Here is a 22,307-nt window from a genome sequence, read left to right as displayed (position 1 = left end):
TGCGGCCACGGATGCGGCCAAACGTCCAGTGTGCCGCATCGGGGGGGCGGGGCGGGGTGGGCGATGTGGTCAGCCTCCGGCGCGGGGCCTGCGCTGCGGCCCGAAGCGCACCGGGACGCCCGGGGAATACAGCACGCTCATCGGCTCCCCGGCCGGCGCGGGCAGGCCGCCCGCCGTCACCAGGTCCTCGTCGCACTGCAGCAGCTCCGCCCGGTGGAGCGGCCACCGTGGATGCGCGTTGGGCAGGTACAGGGTCCGCCCGAAGAACCCGCTGTGCAGGGCCCACCGGGCGGTGAGGAAGTGCTCCAGCGGCGTCGGCTCCTCGATCGCGTCCCCCGCCCGCAGCACGATCCTGCTCCGCGCACCGCGAGGACCGGGCCAGCGGCGGGTGCTCGTGTACGTGAGGGTGTCGCCGGAGCGCGCGATGTCCATCCGGGACCACACGTACGGCAACCGGAGCGCGGCCCGTGCCACGAGGACCGGGACCAGCCGCGAGGCGTCGAGGGACCGGAAGACGACACCGCGCCGGCCGTGCTCGTCCACCGAGTACAGCCGGACGTTGGTCTCGGGGAAGGTGCCGAGGTACGGAAGCCCCGGCAGCCCGAGCCCGCCCACCCGGTACATCCGGAACGCCACCAGACCCACGTACGTCGTCGTCCCGTCGAAGGTGTCCGGCACCGTGCCCGGCGGCAGCAGCGGTGCCACGTCCGCGGGATCGACGGCCCAGTGCAGGAACGCCAGGTCCAGCCAGGACTGGGTGAGCAGCGGGGGCATCGGTGCGGCGGGCGGGTCCGGCGACACGCGCTCGGTCGGCTCACGCTTCGGACCGGGGACGAGGTCGGCGAAGGACATCTCCGCAGCATCGCAGATCGCGGGTTCCGACAGGCCCTAGGGTTTCCCGTCCTCCGCCAGCTCCGCCACCCCCGTGATCCGGTGCAGCGGATACGTGCGGACCTCGTCGGCCGTGTGGTCGTAGGCGGTGACGAAGCCGCCCTCCACGCGGACCGGGGCGATCACGCGCTGGCTGGCCGCGCCGTCCGCGTTGACGTAGCCGATCCAGACCGCGGAGCCCGTCATCGCGGCCGCCTGGACCGTGGCCAGGGTCTCGGCGGAGGTGGTGCGGGGGAGGGAGCCGGAAGGCGTGGTGGACGACGGGTCCTCGGACGTGTCCTTGCGGATCGCGGTGGCGGCCGTGTCGCCCGCGCGGATGGCCCGTACCGCCGCCCCGAGCAGGGTGCCGTCCGGGACCGGAGGGCCTTCGGGGACCGGGGCCGGGGGTGTGCGGGGCGGGGTGCGGCGGGCGCCCGCGCGGGTGATCAGGACGTCGCCCTCGGCGGATTCGGCGGCCGGTGCGTAGCCCATGTCGCGCAGGGCTTCGAGGAGGGAGCCGGGGTCGGCCTGGGAGGCGAGGACCGTGGGGGCCAGGCGGCGCAGGCGGAGGCCGGTCGAGCGGCGGTCGGCCAGGATCTCGTTGAGGACCGCCTCGTCGTCGCAGCGTACGTACGCGGACGCGGACCCGATCCGCAGGTGGCCGTGGCGGCGGGCCACGTCGTCGATCAGGTAGCTCAGCGGCTGCGGCACCGGCGTACGGCTGTGCGCGGCCAGGAACGCGTGCAGGTCGGTCGCCGCCTGCCCGGCGTCCAGGGCGCGGCGCACCGAACCGGGCGTGAAGCGGTACACCGTCGCCCCGCCCTTCGACTCCACGTCGGCCAGGACCGAGAGCGTCTCCGCCAGGGGGCGTTCCAGCGGGCCCGGCGCCACCGCCGTCAGGTCGGCCTGGAGCAGGACGTGGTCCAGGGGCTCGGGGACGAGTGGCGCGAGGAGGGCCGCCGCCGCGTCCGGGCCCTCGTCCAGGAGCGCGCGGGCCTGTGAGGAGAGCGCGCCCCGGCCCGTGATGCCCAGCAGCTCCGCCTCGTTGAGCGTCCACAGGGCGAGGCGGGAGCGGAGGTCCGTCCCCTCCGCCGAGGACGCGGAAGGGGTCGCTCCGCCACGCAACGGGCGTTCCCAGCGCAGCCTTCGCAGCAGAGTCTCGGCGTCCGGCGCGGTGCCCGGCGGGAGTTCGGCGAACAGGGCCAGGACCCGGCGGCGTACGTCGGGGGCGGCCGAGCGGTCCAGCTCCGGGCCGAGTGCGGACAGCGCCCGCCCCTTGGCGTCCTGGCCGCCGACCAGGCCCGGGGTCCGGGTGGCGGCGAGCCAGGCGGTGGCGAGGTGCGTCCAGCGGTCCTCGGCGGACAGGTCGAGCCACTCGTCGGACGCCGGCGTCGGCGCGTAACGCTCCTCGGGCTCCCCGTCGGAGGCCAGCAGCCCCGCACCGTAGGCGAGTTCGATCCAGAACGCGGCGATCGGCTCCGTCACGTCAAGGGCGTTCGCGGCGCGTTTCAGCTCCCGTACGCTCAGCCCGCCCGCGCGCAGGATCGCGGGGCCGCCGCCGTTCCAGAGCTTCAGCAGCTCCTCGACCGTCGACAGTGCGGTGAACGCCTGGCCCGCCGCCGCTCTGTCCACAGCCTGTGGATCGCGTTCGGCCGCCGCCGCGACGGCCGGGGGGACCGGTTCCGGTACCCGGTGCGCGCGTCCGGCGCGCAGATGCAGGGCCGCCTCGCGCGGCAGGACCACCGTGCGGGTGGAGACCGGCAGCAACAGGCCCCGGTCGCGCAGCCACTTCACCGGCGGTGTGGGGTTGGGAGTGACCTCGCCGTACGGCGGGCCCCACACCAGCCGGTCCAGGACCGACAGCGCTTCCACCGGTGCGGTGTCCAGCAGTTCCGCCATCCGCGTCCGGTCCGTGAACAGAGCGGCGAGCGCGGCCACCGCGGACACCGGGTCGTGCGTGGCGGGCAGCCCGGTCGCCGCCAGGATCTCCTGGAGCCGGCCCGGCGACATCCCGGCCGTCGCCTCGGCGACCGTGGGCCCCAGGCCCGTCGGCGAGGGGTGCTGCGGGGACGGGGCGAGCAGTTCGCGGGCGGTGCGCACCAGCCGCAGCCGGTCGTCCTCGCCCCACACCAGGGCCTGTTCGCGCAGCGTCGCGAGCGCGTCCGGCAGCGCGGCGGTGATCGCCGCCCCCGCGTCGTCGCGCTGGTCGCCGTCGTCCAGGCCGTCGCCGGTGAGCAGGGAGAGCAGCGTGTCGTACGGGGCCGGGTCCGGGGCCACCGCCAGCGCCTCGGCGGTCTGGAGTGCGAACCGGTCCAGGTGTTCCAGCGCGCGGACGACGGACGCCCGCGTGCCGGCCCGCGTGGCGAGCTGGGTGATGTCGTTCGGCACCGGGTTGAGGAGGTCGGGGCGGGCACGCAGCAGCCCGGCCAGCGATTCGTCGCCCCGGGCGCGCAGGGCTTCGGCGAGCGTGCGCGGTGGTGTGGTCGTCCCCATCCGTCCCACGGTAGCCGCTGGAACGCTACCGTCGGGGCAGGGCCGGTAGAGGGGATGCACCGCGTGGGGATCGAGAGCGACCAGCTCGTCTACGACTACCTGAGCCGGGTCGGCGACCTGGCCCAGCAGCAACAGCTGTCGTCGGGCGCCCGGATGCGCCTGGTTTCGACGCTTCGGGGAGAGATCGACCGGCAGCGCGGCACGGAGGGCGCGGACTCCCCGGCGACCGTGCGGCGCATCATCGGCAGGCTGGGCAGCCCGGACGAACTGGTCGCCGCGGCGGCGGAGTCGGCCGACGGCACGGTCTCGCTGCCGTCCGCGCGGTCCGGGAAGGGGGCCGGCGGGCAGCAGCGGCGGACCTCTCCGCCCCGGCCCCGGGGCGGACTCCTCCGCAAGGAGCCGAAGGAGTCGAAGGAGCCGAGGAAGCCGAAGGAGCCCGCTCCGGGCGCCGGGGACGGCCGGGAGGCGAAGGCCTTCAGGAAGCCGAAAGCCGGTTTCGGGTGGGGCGCGTCGCGCCCTGATCCCGAGGACGGCACCGGCGGTGCTTCCGGCGCCGTTTCCGGCCGCGCTTTTGGCGGTGCTCCCGGTGATGTCGCCGGCAGCGCTTCCGGCCGCGCTTTCGGAGGTGTCTCCGAGAGTGCTTCCGATGGTGCTTCCGGCGCGCGATCCGCCGCCGTGCCCCGCCCGGCTCCCGCCCCCGACGACCATGCGGCTGACGACGAACGCGTCCCCGTCCGCGACTGGCCCGACCCCTCCGCCCCGCACATGCTCGGCCAGGACCAGCAGGCGGACGCGGACGGCGCGACCGACTGGTGGCGCATGGAGCCGGGCCCCTTCGACGAGGGAACCGCCATCCCCGGGTTCTACGGCGGCATCGAGGCCCCGGAGCTGCTCGGGAGGCGGCGGCCGGGGCCCACCGAGAAGGAGGCGGACGGCGAGAAGGACGCGGACGGAGAGAGGGACGAGGCCGAGGGGAAGGGCGGGGCAGAAGGGGAGGGCGGGGCCGAAGGGGCAGCCGGGACCGCCGCGCGCCGCCGTGCCCTGCGCCTCGTGAAGCTCCGCCGCCGCAGGACCGCGGCGGTCGCCGAGCCCGAGGCCGCCGCCTCCGCCCCCCGCGGCGGCTTCGCCCACCCGCTGCTGCTCCTGGCCGCCGTCCTGCTCGTCGCCGGTGTGGTCACCGGCTCCTGGCTGCCGCTGGCGGGCGGCTGGCTGATCGCGTACAGCTCGCGCACCCTCTCCCGTACGGAGGCGAAGTGGGCGGCGCTCGGCCTGCCGGGCGTGGTGGCGGCCGGGGCCCTCGCGTGGGTGTGGGGGCGGATGGAGGGGCGCTGGGGCGAGCCGATCCGCGAGGGCGCGATGCGGGACGTCCTGCTGGAGACCTGGCCGGTGGTCGTCCGTGTCGCCGCCGTCGCCTCCGCGCTCTACCTGGTGTGGCGGGCGCGCAGGCGGGCCGGCTGAGCCGGCCGCCCACGGCACGCCCCCGGCGCCGGGCGAGGGCTACTTCGTCATGCTGGCCTCGAACTCCTCCAGGATCTTGCCGGCGGCCGTGTAGCCGATGCCCGAGATCCACAGGCGGTCGTCGACCTTGAAGACCTTGTCGTTCTTGGCCGCCTTCAGCCCCTTCCACAGGCCGCTGTTCATCGTCTTCGTCGTCCCGGCCTTGCCCGGGTCGCCGTACGTCGACGTGAAGATGACGTCCGCGTCCGCCAGGTCGATCTTCTCGGGCGACACGTCGTACGAGAACCCGTCCTTCGCCTTGTCCGTGATGGCGGGGCGGCCGGTGCCGATGTCGGCGAGGATCGAGCCGATGTAGTTCTGCTTGCCGTAGATACGGATCTCGGCGCCCTCGACGAAGCGGACGAAGTTGACGTCCGTCGCGGCGGCCTTCTCCTTGCCGCCGAGCGCCTCCGTCACCTTCGCCACCTGGGTGTCGTACGTGGCGAGGACCTTCTTGGCCTCGGCCTGCTTGCCGAGCGCCTCCGCGTGCACCTGGAAGTTCTCCTTCCAGGCACTGCCGGTCGCCTCCGTCATCACGGTCGGGGCGATCTTGCTGAGCTGCTCGTAGCGGTCCCCGTCACGGACCTTGCTGGTGAGGATCAGGTCCGGCTTGAGCGCGGCGACGGACTCCATGTTCGCGTTGGCGATCTCGCCGACCGGCGTGATGTCCTTCGTCTCGCTCGCGGGGAGGTAGGAGGGGAAGGCGTCCTCGGACGCCGAGTGCGTCGCGCCGACCGGCCGGACGCCGAGGGTGATCGCGGAGTCCAGTTCGCCGGAGTCCAGGACGACGACCCGCTTCGGCGCCACGGGGACGTCGACGTCCCCGTTCGCGGTGGAGACGGTGCGCGTCTTCGCCGGGGAGTCGGAGGAGTCCGATGCCGGGTCGGAGGAGCCGCACCCGGCGAGGGTGAGCGCGGCGGTCACGGCGAGGGAGCCGGCGACGAGGGCTCGGCGGTCGCGGAGGAGGGCAGTCATGTCACAGACCTTTCTGAGAGGGGGAAACCACCGGGGACGGGGCCCAGGGGGCGCTCGGGACGACGAGTGGCGAACCTGTCACCGGGTCCGGGACGATCACCGCTTCCAGGCCGAAGACCTCGGCGACGAGCTCGGCGGTGACGACGTCCCCGGGCCTGCCCTCGGCGACGATCCGGCCCTCCTTCATGGCGACCAGACGGTCCGCGTACCGGGCGGCCTGGTTGAGGTCGTGGAGGACGGTGACGACGGTGCGGCCCCGGGTGCCGTCGGCCGCAGGGGAGGCCAACTGGCGTACCAGGTCGAGGACTTCCACCTGGTGCGCGATGTCGAGATACGTCGTCGGCTCGTCGAGCAGCAGCAGGTCCGTCTCCTGGGCCAGCGCCATCGCGATCCACACCCGCTGACGCTGACCGCCCGACAGCTCGTCCACCGACCGGTCGGCCAGCGCCGTGACGTCGGTACGGGCCATCGCGTCGGTCACCGCCCGCTCGTCCTCCTCCGACCACTGCTGCCACCAGCTCTGGTGCGGCTGGCGGCCCCGCGCGACCAGGTCGGAGACGGTGATCGCCTCGGGCGCGACCGGGGTCTGCGGGAGCAGCCCGATGGACCGGGCGATCTGCTTCGTGGGAATCCGCGCCAGCTCCGTGCCGTCCAGCAGGACCGCCCCGCCGTGCGGCTTCAGCAGCCGGCCGAGCGCCCGCAGGGTGGTGGACTTGCCGCAGGCGTTCGGGCCGACGATGACGGTGACCTGCCCGTCGGGCACGGTGAGGTCCAGCTCGTGGACCACGGTGCGGTCCTCGTACGCGAGGGTCAGGGAGCGCGCGGCGAGCCTGCCGGTCCGCTGCGCCGTGTCGGTCGTCGGGCTCGGGCTCATGCGATGCCTCCACTGCGGCCGCGGTGACCGCGGATGATCAGCCAGATCAGGTACGGGGCGCCGACCGCCGCCGTGAGGACGCCCACGGGCAGTTCGGTGGGCGAGAACAGCTTGCGGGCGAGCAGGTCGCCGAGGACGACGATCACCGCGCCCAGCAGCGCCGAGGACAGCAGGGGGATCTGCGCGGTCCGGGTCATCCGGCGGGCGATCTGCGGCGCGAGCAGCGCCACGAAGTCCACCGGGCCCGCCGTGCCCGTCGCCACGGACGCCAGGACCACGCCGAGCGCGACCAGTCCGAGCCGTACGCCCCCCAGGCGCACGCCCAGCGCGGTGGCGGTGTCGTCGTCCATCGTGACGGTGCGCTGCGCGCGGGCCGCCCACGCGATGGCGGGCAGCAGGATCACCAGCGTCCAGCCGATCGGGGCAGCCTCCGACCAGCCGCGCCCGTTCAGCGAACCGGTCATCCAGATCTGCGCCTGCTGGGCGACGAGGTAGTCGCCCTTGGTCAGGAACAGCGTGGTCACCGACCGCAGCGCGATGGCGAAGCCGATGCCGATGAGCACGAAGCGGGTGGCGTGCAGGCCGCCGCGCCACGCGAAGACGTAGACGAGGGCCGCCGCCGCGATGCCGCCGACGACGGAGAGGTAGGGCAGGACGGTGTACGAGGTGATGCCGAAGGTCATCGCGCCGACCGTGAGCGCGCTGGCGCCCTGGCTGATGCCGATGATGTCGGGGCTGGCCAGCGGGTTGCGGGCCACCGTCTGGATCAGCGCCCCGGCGATCCCGAACGCGGCGCCCACCAGCAGCCCGACGACCATGCGCGGCAGTCGCAGCGTGCCCACGACCAGCTCGGCGGAGGACGGCTGCCCGAGGATCACCTTCACGACCTCGCCGGGTGCGACGAAGCTCTCCCCGACGCAGAGGTAGACGACACAGACGGCGGCCAGGAGCACGACGAGGGCGGCCGCGACGACGGAGGCCCGCCGGTGCAGCAGGAACCGGCCGCGCGGCCCGGCCTTCACGACGGAGTACCCGGCGGGCCGGACCCGTACGGCCTCCACGGGCGCGGGCACGGGCGCGGTCACGGGTGTGTCGGTCGTCATGCGGGCACCGCCTTCCGGCGTACGAGGGCGACCAGGAACGGCACCCCGATCAGGGCCGTCATCACACCCGCCGGGACCTCGCTCGGCGGGAACACGATCCGGCCGACGACGTCCGAGACGAGCAGCATCACGGGTCCGATCAGCGCGGCCATGGGCAGCACCCAGCGGTGGTCGTTGCCGACGACGGCGCGGGCGATGTGCGGGACGGCGAGGCCGATGAACGCGATCGGCCCGGCGGCGGCGACCCCGACCCCGGTCAGCACGGTGGCCCCGAGGCCGCCGACGATCCGGACCGCCGCGACGTTCTGCCCGAGCCCCTTCGCCACGTCCTCGCCGAGCGCGAGCGCGTCCAGGCCGCGGGCGACGGAGAGCACGAGGACCACGCCGAGGAGGAGGAACGGCCACACCTGCTGGACGACGTCCGACTCCCGCCCCGCGATCGAGCCCACCTGCCAGAAGCGGAACTCGTCCAGCGCGGCGGCGTTCGTCGTGAGGATCCCCACCGTCACCGACACCAGCAGCGCGTTGATCGCCGCACCGCCGAGCGCGAGCTTCACCGGGGTCGCGCCACCGCGCCCGCTGGAGGCGATGGCGTACACGGCGACCGAGGCGATCGCCGCGCCCCCGAAGGCGAACCACACATACCCGGTGAGCGTGTGGACCCCCGCGAACGCGATGGCCATCACCACCGCCACCGAGGCGCCCTGACTGATGCCGAGGATGCCGGGGTCGGCGATGGGGTTACGGGTGATCCCCTGGAGCACCGTGCCCGCGAGGGCCAGCGCCGCGCCGACCATCAGCCCGATGAGGGTGCGCGGCACCCGCATCGAGCGGATCACCTCGGCGGCGTCGGAGTGCCCGCCGTGCAGCAGGACGTCGAACACCTCGCCGGGAGGAATGGAACGCGCCCCCACGGCGAGGCTCAGCAGGACCGCCAGCAGCAGGGCGAGCACGGCCGCGGCCACCGAGGCCGCACGTCGGGAGAGGCGGGGCGTACGAGGTGGCGCGGCGGTCCGCACGGGCGCTGACGCTGACATTTCACCCAATCGGGACGGACGCGGACGTGACGGTACGTGAGGGAACGCTGGGGCGCGGAGCCAGGACGGTAAGGCTTGGCTAAGTGCGCGCTTCAGTCTAAGCGGCTGGATTCCGAGCCCGACGGGGGCTTCGGGACCGCCCCCGGCCGGTCGGCACAATGGCGGCATGGCTTCCACGGATCAGAACGCCCCCCGGCACCCGCTCCACCACTCCCCTCAGCGCCCCCTGACGGTCGGCTTCGACCTCGACATGACGCTCGTCGACTCCCGGCCCGGCATCGCCGCCGCCTACCGGGCCCTGTCCGCGGAGACGGGTGTTCCGATCGACGTCGACCTGGTGGTGAGCCGGATCGGGCCGCCGCTGGAGACGGAACTGGCGCACTGGTTGCCGGCCGACCGGGTGCCCGCCGCTGCGGACCGCTACCGGGAGCTCTACCCCGACCACGCGATAGCCCCGAGCACGGCCCTCGCCGGGGCGCGGGAGTCGGTGGCCGCGGTGCGGGCGCTCGGCGGCCGGGCGATCGTCGTCACGGCGAAGTACGAGCCGAACGCGAAGCTGCACCTGGCCCACCTCGGCATCGAGCCGGACACGGTGGTCGGCCGGCTGTGGGCGGAGGCCAAGGGCGAGGCGCTGCGCGAGCACGGCGCGCAGGTGTACGTCGGCGACCACACCGGGGACGTACGCGGGGCCCGGGCGGCCGGAGCGCTGTCGGTCGCCGTGACGACGGGCCCGTGCGACGCGGCGGAGCTGCGGACGGCGGGCGCGGATGTGGTGCTGGAGGACCTGACGGGCTTCCCGGCCTGGCTGGCGGCCTTCGAGGCGGACCGGGTGGCGTGACGCGGCGGGGTGTCAGGCGCGGTTCGCGGCCCGCTTCGGGGAGTTGATCCAGGCCGAGCGCACGACGCCCGCCCCGGCGATCAGGAACCCGACGCCCATCAGCATGCAGACCGCGTACGCGATCGGGGGGAACGGGTCCGTGCCCAGGAAAAGTGGGGCGACCGTGACCAGAGTGGCCAGTGCGCCGACGAAAAAGACGATCGCGCCGACCTGAACAAGCCGGTCACCTGCGCCTGAAGGAGTAGTACTCACGCGACCAGGGTAGTTCCCAGCCCGGAGGAACTCTCCGGCGACGTCTTGTCACCGGCCCTAGGGCCATTAGCCTGGGACCGGGCGGGTCACGGTGACCCGCTGTACTGCTATCCGGAGCCGTTTTCCCTGGGAGACCGGCTCTTCCGCACACCGACGAGTACGAGGACGAGGACAGACGTGCCCACCGGCAAGGTCAAGTGGTTCAACAGTGAGAAGGGCTTCGGCTTTCTCTCCCGCGACGACGGCGGCGACGTCTTCGTCCACTCGTCGGTTCTCCCTGCCGGAGTCGACGCCCTCAAGCCCGGCCAGCGCGTGGAATTCGGCGTGGTCGCGGGCCAGCGCGGCGACCAGGCCCTTTCCGTGGTGGTCCTCGACCCCACCCCGTCCGTAGCGGCCGCGCAGCGCCGCAAGCCGGACGAGCTCGCGTCGATCGTGCAGGACCTGACGACGGTCCTGGAGAACATCACGCCGCAGCTGGAGCGGGGCCGCTACCCCGACAAGGCCTCCGGCGCGAAGATCGCGGGCCTGCTGAGGGCGGTCGCCGACCAGCTCGACGTGTAAGGGCCGGTCCCGTGATCCTCGCCGGGGCGCGGCTCCTGCGGGGGTCAGGCCTGGCTCTCCGCGAAGAGCCGGGTGGACCGTCCCAGGGCCGCGCGCACAGCGCCCGAGCGGGTCAGCGGCGCGCGGTCGACACCGGCGAAGAGGGTGACGAGCGCGATGTCCGCCGCCACGGCCCGGCCCGTCGTCCGCACCACCAGTTTCCTGCTGCCGCCGAGCCCGGACAGCTTCGCCGTGAGGGAGACGCCGGGGTCCTCGTCATCGGCCCGCCGGGTCAGGACGAACCGCTTCCGGTTCACCGCCCGCAGCCGGTAGTGGTCGCCGCCGTACCGGAAACGCAGAGCACGGGCCCGGCGGGTCGGGCCGAAGCGGTTGCGGCGCAGGTGCACCAGGGCGTCGCCGACCCGGAGCACCGAGCGGTTGAGCGTCGGCAGGTCGGCGGCCTCGGTGTGGATGCCGCGGGTCTCGAACACCGCGGTGGGAATCGACGGGCCGCGCACCTCGGAGACCACGCTGTCCGGGGTGTGCTTCCGGGGCAGCGGGGCGGTGAGGACGATCTCGCCGAACTCCGCCGCCGTGCCCCGGTAGCCCGCCCGCCGCTCGTGGGTGCGGCCTTCCTTCCAGAACGCCAGGGTGAACGAGGCGGTCGACGCGGTCGGCGTGTGCACGTGAGTGTCCTTCCGGACCGGCCGGTCCGCCCGGCCGGTCAGGGAAACGCCAGCGCGTCCGGCCCCAGCGGGGGTACGAGTCCCTCGGCCGCCGCGCGGGTCAGCAGGCCGCGGATCGCCGCGTAGCCGTCCTCGCCGAGGTCGGCGGTGAACTCGTTCACGTACAGCCCGATGTGCTGGTCCGCTACGGCCGGGTCCATCTCCTGGGCGTGCTCCAGGACGTAGGGCCGGGAGACCTCCGGGTGGTCCCAGGCCAGCCGGACCGAGCTGCGGATCGTGTCGGCCAGGCGTCGCAGGGTCTCCTCGCCGAGGGAGCGCTTGGCGATGATCGCGCCGAGGGGGATCGGGAGCCCCGTGGTGTCCTCCCAGTGCCGGCCCATGTCGGCGAGGTTGTGCAGACCGAAGTTCCGGTACGTGAAGCGGGCCTCGTGGATGACCAGGCCGGCGTCGACCTTGCCGTCCCGTACGGCGGGCATGATCTCGTCGAACGGCATCACCAGGACCTCGCCGACGCCGCCCGGCACCATCTCCGCCGCCCAGAGCCGGAACAGCAGGTACGCCGTCGAGCGCTCGCTCGGCACGGCTACGGTCCGGCCGGTCAGGTCGAGGCCCAGCTCCTTGGTGAGGACCAGCGGACCGCAGCCCCGGCCCAGCGCCCCGCCGCACGGTAGCAGCGCGTAGTCGTCGAGCACCCACGGCAGCACGGCGTAGGACACCTTCAGGACGTCCAGCTCGCCGCGCTCGGCCATGCCGTTGGTGACGTCGATGTCGGCGAAGGTCACGGCGGGCGCGGGCGCGCCGGGGACCCTGCCGTGCACCCAGGCGTCGAAGACGAAGGTGTCGTTGGGGCAGGGGGAGAACGCGATCTCGATCGGGTCCGGGGTCGCTTCAGTGGTCATGCCGGTTCCAACCTTCCAGTACGCGTGCGCTCTTCCCGAACGCGTCCGTGAGCGCCGCCAGCGCGTCGCCGATGCGCCAGGCGTCCCGGTCACGGGGGCCCACGGCGTTCGACACGGCCCGCAGCTCCGTGACGGGCACGTCGGCCCGGGCGGCGGCCTCCGCGACCCCGAAGCCCTCCATCGCCTCGGCCAGCGCCCCCGGGTTCGCGGCGAGCAGGTCGCCGGCGCGCTCGGCGGTGCCGGTCACGGTGGAGACGGTGAGAACGGGCCCCGCGGCGGCTCCCGCGGCGGCCGCCACCCGCCGTACGAGCGCGGGCGGCGGAGTGAAGCGGTCCCGGCCGAAGCCGAGCGCGGTGACCGGCAGGAAACCGCCGGGGGTGTCGGCGCCCAGGTCGGCGGCCACGATGGCGCTCGCCACGACCAGCGAGCCGAGCGGCGTCAGCGGGGTGAACGCCCCGCCGATCCCGGCGGAGACGACGAGCCCGTACGGCGTGGACGCCGACGCCAGGGCGAAGGCGGTGGCCGCGGCGGCGGCGGCCGGGCCCGCACCGCCGGCCAGGACGTCGAACGCACCGGCGCGGTGCAGCTCGCCCCCCGGCAGCGCCACGGTCTCCGGCGTGCCCCCGAACGCACGCGTGACCGCGTCCCGTTCCACGGGGACAGCGGTCACGACCAGCACACGCACGGGTACAGCCTCAGGGTCGAGGACGGGGGAGGGGCACTCCTGGTCGGGCGGGTCAGTCCTTCTTGAGCTCGAACTGCCAGATACCCGTGAGCTTCTTGCCCTTGGTCTCCACGATGGAGATGTTCGTCTTCTCGGACGGCTTGCCCGTCTGGCTGGCGAAGAAGGCGCTGCCGGGGATCGTCCGGTAGGTCTTCTCGTACGGCTCCTGCTCGGCCTGCTGGCCGTTGATGAAGAGCGTCCAGCCGTTCTCGGCGATCTCGGGGTCGACGCCGAAGCGGACCTTGTCGTCCATGGAGACCTTGATGGTCTTCTCGGCCTTCTTGTTCAGGCAGCCCTGGATCAGGGACTCCTTGATCGCATCGCCGTCGTTGTAGCAGGCGGCCTCGCTGTTCACCGAGTCGCTGCCGACCGTCACGGTGGCGAGCGGCGTCGGCTTGTCGCAGGCGGACAGGACAAGGAGTCCCGCGGACACGGCACCAAGAGCGACGCCGATTCGACGGCCCTTACCGGAGAAGAACGCAACGGTCATGGGCCGAAGGCTATCGGTCGCCTCCGCTCATGCCGCGCGGGGGTGCGGCGTGCCGCGCCGCGCGGTGCCCAGGAGGCCCCGTACGGACGTGGCCGCGCCGAGCGCGAGAATGCCCGCGGCGACCGACATCCCGAGCACCGCGTTGAGCGGCAGGGCGATGCCGATGCCGCCGCCGACCACCCACGCCATCTGGAGCAACGTCTCGGACCGGGCGAACGCGGAGGTGCGGACCTCCTCGGGCACGTCCCGCTGGATCATCGCGTCGAGCGACAGCTTGGACAGGGCCTGGGTGAACCCGGCGACCGCGCCGAGCGCGGCGACCAGCACGGTGGAGAAGAAGACCGCGGCCAGGACCGCCACGCTCAGCGCGAGCCCCAGCACCGTCGCGATGATGACCTCGGGGCCGCGTGCCCGGAGCCAGGAGCCGACCGCCGTGCCGCAGGCGTTGCCGACCCCCGCCGCCACGCCGACGATGCCGAGCGAGACGGCCGCGCTCTGCCCGGCCAGCGGGTGCTCGCGCAGCAGGAACGCCAGGAAGAAGATGAGGAAGCCGGAGAGGGCCCGGTGCGCGGCGTTGGCCTGGAGCCCGTGCAGGACCGACCCGCCGACGGACCGCAGACCCGGCGGCCGCTCCCTGGCCGGCTTCTCCCCGTTGCCGCGCCTGCGGAGGCCCGCCCGGGTGCTGCCCTTGCCGGGGGCGGGCGGCGGCACGGCCTCCTCGTGGTGCGGCACGATCAGCCGCGCCCGGCGCTCGCCCTTCGCGGAGTCGACCTTGGGCGGCAGGGTGAAGGCGAGGAAGGTGCCCGCGACGAAGATCGCGCAGGCGCCGTAGAGCGGCCAGGGCGAGCCGATGGTCTGGAGGCCGGCCCCGATCGGGGCCGCCACCCCGGTGGCCAGCAGCCCGGCCAGGGTGACTCGGGAATTGGCCTTCACCAGGGAAAACTTGGGTGGCAGCAGGCGTGGCACGACCGCGCTGCGCACCACGCCGTACGCCTTCGAGGAGACCAGGACGCCCAGCGCGGCCGGATACAGCTCCAGGCCTCCCGTGGCGACCGCGCCCGACATGGTGATCGCCAGCAGCGCACGGGCCAGCATCGCGCCCGCCATCGCGGCGCGGCGGCCGTGCGGCAGCCGGTCCAGGAGCGGGCCGATCACCGGGGCGAGGAGGGTGAAGGGGGCCATGGTGATGGCGAGGTAGAGGGCCACCCTGCCCCGCGCCTCGTCCGTGGGCACCGAGAAGAAGACCGTGGAGGCGAGGGCGACCGTGATCATGACGTCGCCCGCGCCGTTCACCGCGTGCAGTTCGATCAGTTTCCCGAGGCCGGATTCCCCCGCGCCGTGGGCGTGCGTCGCCTTGCGGATTCCGCGCGCCGTGCCGGTGAACGGGGCGCGCAGGGCATGACCCGTCGCCCGTCCCGCCCTGCGGAGCGGGCCGGGACCGTCGTGCGACCTGGCGGCAGTCACCCCGTCATAGTGCCCCAACCCTGGCCGGTATGAACGGTGATCGGCCGCGGACTCGCGTGTGACGCCCTGTCGGGCGAGCGCGCCGGAACCGTCCGGGGCCCCGCCGCCACCCCCGTCCGACCGGCGTCGGCGGTCACCCGGGCGGGAACGGATACGGCACGTTTGGGACGGGCAGGTGGGCGCGGAGCGGCGGAGAGGGTAGCGTGCGTAACGCGCCACCGGCGGTTGTTCTTGGCCGCGCGCCTCTCGGCGATCCCGCAGAATGGGTGGCAGAAGGCGCGCCCGAGGCAGGCACAACGGGTGTGGACGTCGACGCGGCCCCCAGGTCCGCTCCGCCCGCACTTGTCTGGCCGAAACGGCAATCGTGCAGCAGCTGGCGCGCTCGTGAGACTGGCGTATGGAGAGAAGCGAAGACCTGTGAGTGCTGCGACGACGACGCGAAGCCGTACGGCCCGGACCCCCGTTCCCGACCGCCTGTGTGCCGAGGCGGTGGATCTCGCGCGTGCGGCCGCGGAGGAGGCCGCCGCGCCCGGTGTGATCGGTGAGCACATCGGCCTGGTCTCCGAGGGAGACCGGGTCGTCACGCACTACTTCGAGGCCAAGGAGCCCGGGTACCGGGGCTGGCGCTGGGCGGTGACGGTGGCGCGGGCCTCCCGCGCGAAGAACGTCACCCTGGACGAGACGGTGCTGCTGCCGGGGGACGACGCGCTCCTGGCGCCGGAGTGGGTGCCGTGGAGCGAGCGGCTGCGCCCCGGCGACATGGGCCCCGGCGACCTGCTGCCCACCGAGGCGGAGGACCTGCGGCTGGAGCCCGGCTGGACCGGCGAGGACGAGCCGCCGCCGAACTCCGTGGTCTCCGAGGAGCTGGCGCAGCTGGTCGACTCCGAGGACGCCGAGCTGACGGACCGGCCGGTGGCCTCCACCACCCGCGGGTCCATCGCCGCGGTCGCGGACGAGCTCGGTACGCGCCGGGCGCGGGTGCTGTCCCGGTACGGGCTGTACGCGGCGGCCGACCGCTGGGACGAGGCGTTCGGCCCGAAGACGCCGATGGCCCAGGCGGCCCCGGCGACGTGCGTCAGCTGCGCGTTCCTGATCCCGATGGCGGGCTCCCTGAAGCAGGCCTTCGGGGTGTGCGCGAACGAGTTCGGCCCGGCGGACGGGCATGTGGTGTCGCTGGCGTACGGCTGCGGCGGGCACTCGGAGGCGGCGGTGATGCCGGTGCCGCCGAAGCCGGCGCCGCACGCGATGGACACGATGCGGGTGGACACGTATTCGCTGCGGCCGGAGCGGGACGGGGGCTCCGTGCCGGACGAGGCGGACGGGGCGTCGGAGGACCTGGGCCACTCCTGACGCTCCTGCCCGCTGAGGGGTCCGGGCTTGCGGTGCCCGGGAATCGCGGGATGCCTCTCCCGCCCGTCCGGCACCTTTTCCAGCCCGTCCGGCACGTTCCAGCCCGTCCGGCGTTTGAGGACGGAACCCTTGTCCGGGCGGGCGGCTTCCAGAACAGGTGCCCGGCGCGCAGGGCCCCGCGGTGGTTCGCGACACCGCATCGACGGTTCCGTCCTCAAACGCCGGACGGGCTGGGAATGCCGGGCTTGCCGGTCACCGAGAGGGTGCCGGGCGGGCCGGGACGGCCGGGCTTGGCGGTACGGCGGAGGCGGCGCGCGCGGTACCTTCGGGCGCACACTGGGCCGCACAGGCATACGCGCCCACCCACCCAGCGGACGGAGTCGAGAGCGTGAGCATGAAGGCGACCGAGGGGGCCGATCCGTTCGGGACGGCACGGCTGCGGCGCGGCGTGCTCGACGCGTGGGGGGCCGGGCCCGCCCGGTTCCGGGAGGACGCCAACGCCGAGGAGGACCTCGCGCTCGGCGGCTACCGCGACCGCCTCGTCGTCGAGCTGGCCCAGAACGCCGCCGACGCCGCCGCCCGCGCCCGCGTTCCCGGCAGGCTCCGCCTCACCCTGCACCCCGCGGCCCCCGGCGACCCGGACGACCGCTGCGTGCTGGCCGCCGCGAACACCGGCGCGCCGCTCGACGCCACCGGTGTGGAGTCCCTGAGCACCCTGCGGGCCTCCGCCAAGCGCGAGGGCCACGAGTCCTCCGTCGGCCGTTTCGGCGTCGGGTTCGCCGCCGTCCTCGCGGTCAGCGACGAGCCCGCCGTGCTCGGCCTCCACGGCGGTGTGCGCTGGTCCCTGGCCGAGGCGCGCGAGCTGGCCCGGGAGGCGGCTGTCGGCAGCCCCGGCCTCGGGGACGAGCTGCGCCGCCGCGACGGACACGTACCGCTGCTGCGCCTGCCGCTGCCCGCCGAGGGCTCCGCGCCCGACGGGTACGACACCGTCGTCGTGCTGCCGCTGCGCGACGGCACCGCCGAGGACCTGGTGGCCCGGCTGCTGGCCGCCGTGGACGACGCGCTGCTGCTCACGCTGCCCGGCCTGGACGAGGTCGTCATCGAGACCCCGGACGGGACGAGGACCCTGAGCCGTTCGGCCCACGGCCCGTACACGCACATCGACGACTCCGCGCGCGGCCTGGGCCGCTGGCGCACCGTTCTCCACCACGGGCCCATCGAGCCCGCCCTGCTCGCCGACCGCCCGGTGGAGGAGCGGCTGCGCCCGCACTGGTCGGTGACCTGGGCGGTCCCGGTCGACGAGACGGGCGCCCCGCTCCACCCCCGTACCGCACCCGTCGTGCACGCCCCGACGCCCACCGACGAACCGCTCGGCATCCCCGCCCTGCTCATCGCCTCCCTCCCGCTGGACACCGCCCGCAGGCACCCCGCGCCGGGGCCGCTGACCGACTTCCTGGTGGAGCGGGCGGCCGACGCGTACGCGGAGCTGCTGGGCTCCTGGCGGCCCGTGTCGACCGGGACCATCGACCTGGTGCCGGGGCCGCTGGGCAAGGGAGGTGTCGACGGGGCGCTGCGCGGTGCGATCCTGGCCCGGCTGCCCCGGGTCGCGTTCCTGGAGCCCGCCGCGCCCCGGGACCCCGAGGCCGAGCAGAGCTGGGCGGACGACTGGGACCGCGAGGACCGCGACGTCGCCACCGACGCCCCCGCCACCGGCGCCCTGCGGCCCGTGGAGGCCGAGGTCGTCGAGGGCGTCGGGGCCGAAACCGTACGGGTCCTCGCCGAGGTGCTGCCCTGTCTGCTGCCCGCCGGCCTGGAGCGGCGCACCGAGCTCCGCACCCTCGGCGTCGCCCGCGTCCCCCTGACCGAGGCCATCGACCGCCTCGCCGGTCTGGAGCGCGACCCCGCCTGGTGGCACCGGCTCTACGACAGCCTCGCGGGCACCGACCCGGACCGGCTCACCGGCCTCCCGGTCCCGCTCGCCGGTGATCCGGACGCCGAGCGGGCGGGCCGCCCGCCGCGCACCACGATCGGACCGCGCCAGGTCCTGCTGCCGCTTCCGGACGCGCTCACGGGCCCCGTCCTCGCCCGGCTCTCCCGCCTCGGTCTCAAGGTCGCCCACCCGGACGCCGCGCACCCGCTGCTGGAGAAGCTCGGGGCGCTGCCCGCCACACCGCGTGCCGTGCTGAGGACCCCTCAAGTCCGGGCGGCCGTCGCCGGTTCGCTGGACGCGGGGGAGATCTGGGACGAGGACGCGCTCGACGGCGACGAGCTGGCCGAGACCGTGCTCGCCCTCGTCCGGGACGCCGAGCTGGCCCCCGGCGACGAGCCCTGGCTCGGCGCGCTCGCTCTCCCCGACGAGGACGGCGAACCGGCCCCGGCAGGTGAACTCGTCCTTCCCGGGAGCGCGTTCGCGCAGATCATGCGCGCGGGAGAACTCGCCCTCACCGACCAGGAGTTGGCCGACCGCTGGGGTGAAGGTCCCCTCACCGCCTGCGGAGTGCTCGCCACCTTCGCCCTCGTCCGGGCCACCGACGTCGTCCTCGACCCGGACGAACTGGAGCCCCGCGACAGCGACTTCGCCGAACCCGACGACGCCGGGCTGCTGGACGCGGTGGACGTCTGGTGCGAGGACCTCCTCGACCAGCTGCCGGAGACCCCCGTGCCGCCCGTCGCCACCGAGATCGTGGCCGTACGGGATCTGGACCTGGTCGACGACGACGCCTGGCCGCAGGCGCTCGCGATGCTGGCGCAGCCGCCGCTGCGCGACGCGCTGACGCAGCCGGTGCGGGTGCTGCTCCCGGACGGGACGACGCAGTCCGTGCGCCCGTACACCGCGTGGTGGCTGCGGGACCACCCGGTGCTGGACGGCCGCCGCCCGGCCGGACTGCGCGCGGCCGGCGGCGACCCCCGGCTGGCCGGGCTGTACGACGCGGTGGACGCGACCGGCTTCGACGACGCCCAGGTGCTGCGGGCCCTCGGGGTGCGCACCTCGGTCGCGGCCCTCCTGGACGAGCCGGGCGGCGCGGCCGAACTGCTGGGCCGGCTCGCCGACGAGGACCGCCCCGTCACCCCCGTACAACTGCACGCGCTCTACACGGCCCTCGCCGAACTGGACCCGGACCGGGTGACGTTGCCGGACGAGCTGCGCGCGGTGGTGGACGGGGACGTGGCGGTGGTCGACGCGGCGGACGCCGTGATCGCGGACGCCCCCGACGTGCTGCCCCTGACGGAGGGCCTGCCCCTCCTGCCGGTCGCCCCGTCCCGCGCCGCCGAACTGGCCGAGCTGCTCCAGGTGCGACGGCTCGGCGAGACGATCGAGGCCGGCGTGACGAGCGAGGGCGAGGAACACCGCGTACCGGAGCCGGTCCGCGTCCTGCTCGGATCCGGCACCCCGGACACGTACGTCGAGCACCCCGAACTCCGCGCGGGCGGCGTCGAACTGGACTGGCGCCGCACCCCGGACGGGGTCGTCCACGCCGCGACCCTGGAGGGCGTGGCGGCCGGCCTGGCCTGGGCGGCGGGTCAGTGGCCCCGCCGCTTCGAGGTCGCGGCCCTGCTGGAGGACCCGTCCCGGACGAAGGAGCTGGCCCGGGACCGCTGGTTCGACTGACCGGCCGGGAACGGCAGCCGGGTGACGTGAGGGCGGCAGCCGCCCTCACGTCACCGTCCGGTGGGGGTCACTTCACCTCGACGTAGTCCGCTGCCGAGGAGGCCGCCGTGGCGGCGGGGACCGCGGCGAAGGCCCAGCGCCAGTCACCGTTCTTCCACGCCCTGAGCGTCGTCGTGACGGACCCGTCGGCACCGCTGGTGACGGTCCGGACGTCCGACCAGGCCGTCGTACCGGTCTGGCGGAACTGGAGGGTGACCGGCTGACCCGCGTAGGCGGCGTAGCCGTCGTCCGTCCAGTCGCTCGCGGTGAGCCTGCTGGTGACGGTGAGGTCGCCGCCCGCAGTGACCGGCTCGGGTGTGGCGTCGGCGGCGGCGAGCACCGCCTTGCGCATCATCCGGAACGCCCCGGCCTCCTGCTGGTCGGCCACGCCCCGTCCGTCGCCTGCGCGTGCGGCAACGGCGACCTTCCACACGCCGGCCACCGTGTTGTCGCCGAGCTCCGTGTGCGGGGCCAGGGAGACCTGGCCGGAGCAGGTGGAGGTGGTCGCGTCCACCGGCAGGCAGTGGGCCCTGCCGCCGGTGAGAACGGCGTCGGGCTGGTTGTAGGTGCCCTGGTACAGGACGAAGGAGCCGCCGGCGATGCCGGAGGGGTCCGTGGCGGTGAACCGCACGGGGAACATCGCCGACGACCCGTAGGCGAGTCCGTCCAGGACGAGCGGCTTGTTCCCGTTCACGGTGACGTTGGAGACAGCCGTTCCACCGGCTGTCTCCGGGGGCAGGGTCACTCCCGCCGGGCCCGCGAACGCGCGGGACACCGTCTGGCGGACGGTGGTGCCGGTCCGCTCGTCGGAGCCGGTGGCGCGGAGCGAGACGTACCGCGTGTTCTGCGGGACGGGCACTTCGCCCTCCGCGGTGGCCGAGGTGCCCTCGAAGGGGATCGGCGTCCAGGTCGTCCCGCCGTCGACCGAGAACTCCAGGCCCCGGAGCCTGGGGGTGCCGTCCGGAGCGTTCACGGTGGCGACGACCCGGGAGGGCATGGGGCCGGTCTCGTTGCGCAGTCCGAGCCCGCTGACCCGGAAACCGATGTCGGGCAGTCCCAGGTCGGTCCGGGTCGTCGTCGTTCCGGAGGTGAAGCTCCACTCGCTGATCAGCTTGTCCGAGAGCCGGGAGAAGGGCGTCTCGCCGTCCCTGGTCACCGTGCGGACCAGCTCGTACGCCCCCTCGCCGGGCGGCAGCTTCAGGGACACCGGACTCTGGGCCGGCTTTCCGGTCACTTCGGTGACCGTTTCCCCGCCCGCGCTCAACCGGTAGGACTGGGTGGCCCCGCTGTCGCGCCCGAAGACACCGTCGCTGTCACTGACCGAGAACGGGCCGTACAGGACGAGATCGTCGCGGAGGCGGGAGGCGGCGTACTTCTCCCCGCCGGTCGGAGCGTAGGGCGCCCGGCCGACGGTCTCCCCTCGGTGGACACCCTTCTGCAGGGTGCGGTCCGGGAGTTCGAAGGTGTGGGTCCCGTATCCGGCGATCCGGGAGAAGGCCTGGCCGGGGGTGACGTACTCGGTGAGGAAGCCTGCCACCGGCACGGGGGCCGACAGGTAGACGCCACCGCCGTACGGGGTGTTCGCGACGGTTTCCAGGAAGCCGCTGCGGTACTGGCCGCCGCCCCGCACCGTCAATTCGGTCCCGGCCAGATCTGCTTGCCGGACCTGGGCGACCGGGTCGGCCGGGACGGCCCTCTCGAAGGTGTGGGAGAGGTCGTACCGCACCGGGCTGGGGCGCTGCGGGGTCGCTCCCTTCCTGCCATGGACCTCATGGATGCGCAGGGCGCTGCCCGAGGCGATGAACGGGGTGACGAAGACCCGGCTGCGCCCGCCGCCCGCGTATCCGATGCTCTGCCCGTTCGGCAGCGACGCCGAGACGGCGGCGGTCGTACGCGTCACGCTCGCGTCGTCCGTCCGGATGCCCGTCTCCTTGGCGCCCGCCTGATCGAAGACGACCTTGACCGCGGCCGATGTCACCTTGAAGGACTTGGCGAGCAGGTAGTTGGGCCGGTCGTAGCCGCCGTACACCGTCAGAGCGAAGTAGTTGCCGGGCGGCAGGGACGCCGTGCCCCTGAGGGCGAACTGCTCCGTCTCGACGTCGTACGGCTGCCAGGTCGTGCTGTCCCACACCCGCATGATCGAGCTGTTGTCCTGAAGGGAGTTGGCGACCGAGAAGGTCACCGGGTACGTGGCAGCCGCGGCGGAACCGGCCATGCCGCCGCGTGGCGCCGAGGAGGGGCCTGCCATCCGGCCCGGCTCGTCGGCCGCCGGGCCCGGCCGGCCTCTCGTCTGCTCGGACCGGGGCTCAAGGGCCGTCCTGGTCGGGGTGGTTCGGCCGGTCCGGCCCGTCGGCAGCACGGTCAGTTCGTCGTCGGAGAGGGCGTAGGCGTACCGTCCGGCCGGGCCGCCGTCCTGCGACACGATGCGGAAGCCCGGCTGCGTGGTGCCTTCTTTGGGCAGCACTTCCAGCCGCTCGCCGTCCGCGAGCATGGTGGCGGTGACGGCCGGCGGCACCTCCGGCGCCGGGGCGCCGGGGGCCGCCGTCGCCCCGGGGCCCAGCAGGGC

The 22,307-nt window shown here is 74.2% G+C and carries 18 protein-coding genes; 5 read left to right on the top strand and 13 right to left on the bottom strand.

Going from position 1 to position 22,307, the window contains the following annotated elements:
- Window positions 1–69: 69 nt before the first annotated feature.
- Window positions 70–852, bottom strand: coding sequence for a YqjF family protein (locus tag CR470_RS17320; RefSeq protein WP_097868500.1), 783 nt, complete (start codon window positions 850–852; stop codon window positions 70–72).
- 36 nt (window positions 853–888) lie between these two features.
- Window positions 889–3,363, bottom strand: coding sequence for a helicase C-terminal domain-containing protein (locus tag CR470_RS17315; protein ID WP_097868499.1), 2,475 nt, complete (start codon window positions 3,361–3,363; stop codon window positions 889–891).
- A gap of 54 nt (window positions 3,364–3,417) precedes the next feature.
- On the opposite strand from CR470_RS17315, the gene CR470_RS17310 reads away from it, so the two are divergent.
- Entirely contained in the window at window positions 3,418–4,821 is a 1,404-nt protein-coding gene (locus CR470_RS17310) for a hypothetical protein (RefSeq protein ID WP_097868498.1), read from the top strand.
- A 39-nt stretch (window positions 4,822–4,860) separates the two neighbouring features.
- On the opposite strand, the gene CR470_RS17305 is transcribed toward CR470_RS17310, so the two are convergent.
- From CR470_RS17305 to CR470_RS17290, 4 genes are read right to left on the bottom strand one after another with little or no spacing between them, the layout of a single operon-like run.
- Window positions 4,861–5,835 (bottom strand): ABC transporter substrate-binding protein, encoded by a 975-nt coding sequence (locus CR470_RS17305; protein WP_097868497.1) that lies wholly within the window; start codon window positions 5,833–5,835, stop codon window positions 4,861–4,863.
- Window position 5,836: 1 nt separating this feature from the next.
- Complete coding sequence (locus CR470_RS17300) at window positions 5,837–6,709, bottom strand: ABC transporter ATP-binding protein (protein ID WP_097868496.1); 873 nt, start codon at window positions 6,707–6,709, stop codon at window positions 5,837–5,839.
- On the bottom strand, window positions 6,706–7,812 hold the full coding sequence (locus CR470_RS17295; protein WP_097868495.1) for a FecCD family ABC transporter permease: 1,107 nt from the start codon (window positions 7,810–7,812) through the stop codon (window positions 6,706–6,708). The genes CR470_RS17300 and CR470_RS17295 overlap by 4 nt, the downstream gene beginning before the upstream one ends.
- Window positions 7,809–8,849 carry a FecCD family ABC transporter permease gene (locus tag CR470_RS17290; protein WP_097868494.1) on the bottom strand — a complete coding sequence of 347 codons (1,041 nt, stop codon included), beginning with the start codon at window positions 8,847–8,849 and terminating at the stop codon, window positions 7,809–7,811. The genes CR470_RS17295 and CR470_RS17290 overlap by 4 nt, the downstream gene beginning before the upstream one ends.
- A 166-nt stretch (window positions 8,850–9,015) precedes the next feature.
- Between CR470_RS17290 and CR470_RS17285 the strand changes: the two genes are divergently transcribed.
- Complete coding sequence (locus CR470_RS17285; protein WP_097868493.1) at window positions 9,016–9,687, top strand: HAD family hydrolase; 672 nt, start codon at window positions 9,016–9,018, stop codon at window positions 9,685–9,687.
- Window positions 9,688–9,699: 12 nt separating this feature from the next.
- Here CR470_RS17285 and CR470_RS17280 read toward each other — a convergent pair whose 3' ends face one another.
- The gene (locus tag CR470_RS17280; protein ID WP_097868492.1) at window positions 9,700–9,939 is read right to left on the bottom strand and encodes a hypothetical protein; all 240 of its coding nucleotides are present in this window, start codon (window positions 9,937–9,939) and stop codon (window positions 9,700–9,702) included.
- A 177-nt stretch (window positions 9,940–10,116) separates the two neighbouring features.
- On the opposite strand from CR470_RS17280, the gene CR470_RS41150 reads away from it, so the two are divergent.
- Window positions 10,117–10,500 (top strand): cold-shock protein, encoded by a 384-nt coding sequence (locus CR470_RS41150; RefSeq protein WP_015610403.1) that lies wholly within the window; start codon window positions 10,117–10,119, stop codon window positions 10,498–10,500.
- A 44-nt stretch (window positions 10,501–10,544) separates the two neighbouring features.
- Here the strand turns inward: CR470_RS41150 and CR470_RS17270 are convergent, their stop codons facing one another.
- From CR470_RS17270 to CR470_RS17250, 5 genes are read right to left on the bottom strand one after another with little or no spacing between them, the layout of a single operon-like run.
- Window positions 10,545–11,165 carry a hypothetical protein gene (locus tag CR470_RS17270; protein WP_097868491.1) on the bottom strand — a complete coding sequence of 207 codons (621 nt, stop codon included), beginning with the start codon at window positions 11,163–11,165 and terminating at the stop codon, window positions 10,545–10,547.
- A gap of 38 nt (window positions 11,166–11,203) precedes the next feature.
- The gene (locus tag CR470_RS17265) at window positions 11,204–12,064 is read right to left on the bottom strand and encodes a 1,4-dihydroxy-6-naphthoate synthase (RefSeq protein ID WP_097868490.1); all 861 of its coding nucleotides are present in this window, start codon (window positions 12,062–12,064) and stop codon (window positions 11,204–11,206) included.
- Entirely contained in the window at window positions 12,054–12,749 is a 696-nt protein-coding gene (locus CR470_RS17260; protein ID WP_097868489.1) for a futalosine hydrolase, read from the bottom strand. Before CR470_RS17260 ends, CR470_RS17265 begins: the two co-directional genes overlap by 11 nt.
- A gap of 52 nt (window positions 12,750–12,801) precedes the next feature.
- Window positions 12,802–13,278 (bottom strand): DUF2771 domain-containing protein, encoded by a 477-nt coding sequence (locus CR470_RS17255; RefSeq protein ID WP_097868488.1) that lies wholly within the window; start codon window positions 13,276–13,278, stop codon window positions 12,802–12,804.
- A gap of 27 nt (window positions 13,279–13,305) precedes the next feature.
- The gene (locus CR470_RS17250; RefSeq protein WP_097868487.1) at window positions 13,306–14,742 is read right to left on the bottom strand and encodes an MFS transporter; all 1,437 of its coding nucleotides are present in this window, start codon (window positions 14,740–14,742) and stop codon (window positions 13,306–13,308) included.
- A gap of 474 nt (window positions 14,743–15,216) precedes the next feature.
- On the opposite strand from CR470_RS17250, the gene CR470_RS17245 reads away from it, so the two are divergent.
- A complete protein-coding gene (locus CR470_RS17245) occupies window positions 15,217–16,092 on the top strand; it encodes a DUF3027 domain-containing protein (protein WP_179892283.1) in 876 nt (291 codons plus the stop codon).
- A 394-nt stretch (window positions 16,093–16,486) separates the two neighbouring features.
- Complete coding sequence (locus CR470_RS17240) at window positions 16,487–19,702, top strand: sacsin N-terminal ATP-binding-like domain-containing protein (RefSeq protein WP_097868485.1); 3,216 nt, start codon at window positions 16,487–16,489, stop codon at window positions 19,700–19,702.
- 67 nt (window positions 19,703–19,769) lie between these two features.
- Here CR470_RS17240 and CR470_RS39555 read toward each other — a convergent pair.
- On the bottom strand, window positions 19,770–22,307 hold a 2,538-nt coding region (locus CR470_RS39555; protein ID WP_097868484.1), incomplete at its 5' end, for a hypothetical protein.

This window comes from Streptomyces sp. rh34 (genome assembly GCF_002551245.1).
Lineage (GTDB): Bacteria > Actinomycetota > Actinomycetes > Streptomycetales > Streptomycetaceae > Streptomyces.
Note: the sequence above shows the minus strand (reverse complement) of the source record. Positions and strands in the feature narration are given on the sequence as shown.

Coding starts and splice junctions, on each gene's coding strand:
- CR470_RS17320 (WP_097868500.1), bottom strand. CDS start 852: ATGTCCTTCGCCGACCTCGTCCCCGGTCCGAAGCGTGAGCCGACCGAG.
- CR470_RS17315 (WP_097868499.1), bottom strand. CDS start 3,363: ATGGGGACGACCACACCACCGCGCACGCTCGCCGAAGCCCTGCGCGCC.
- CR470_RS17310 (WP_097868498.1), top strand. CDS start 3,418: ATGCACCGCGTGGGGATCGAGAGCGACCAGCTCGTCTACGACTACCTG.
- CR470_RS17305 (WP_097868497.1), bottom strand. CDS start 5,835: ATGACTGCCCTCCTCCGCGACCGCCGAGCCCTCGTCGCCGGCTCCCTC.
- CR470_RS17300 (WP_097868496.1), bottom strand. CDS start 6,709: ATGAGCCCGAGCCCGACGACCGACACGGCGCAGCGGACCGGCAGGCTC.
- CR470_RS17295 (WP_097868495.1), bottom strand. CDS start 7,812: ATGACGACCGACACACCCGTGACCGCGCCCGTGCCCGCGCCCGTGGAG.
- CR470_RS17290 (WP_097868494.1), bottom strand. CDS start 8,849: ATGTCAGCGTCAGCGCCCGTGCGGACCGCCGCGCCACCTCGTACGCCC.
- CR470_RS17285 (WP_097868493.1), top strand. CDS start 9,016: ATGGCTTCCACGGATCAGAACGCCCCCCGGCACCCGCTCCACCACTCC.
- CR470_RS17265 (WP_097868490.1), bottom strand. CDS start 12,064: ATGACCACTGAAGCGACCCCGGACCCGATCGAGATCGCGTTCTCCCCC.
- CR470_RS17255 (WP_097868488.1), bottom strand. CDS start 13,278: ATGACCGTTGCGTTCTTCTCCGGTAAGGGCCGTCGAATCGGCGTCGCT.
- CR470_RS17240 (WP_097868485.1), top strand. CDS start 16,487: ATGAAGGCGACCGAGGGGGCCGATCCGTTCGGGACGGCACGGCTGCGG.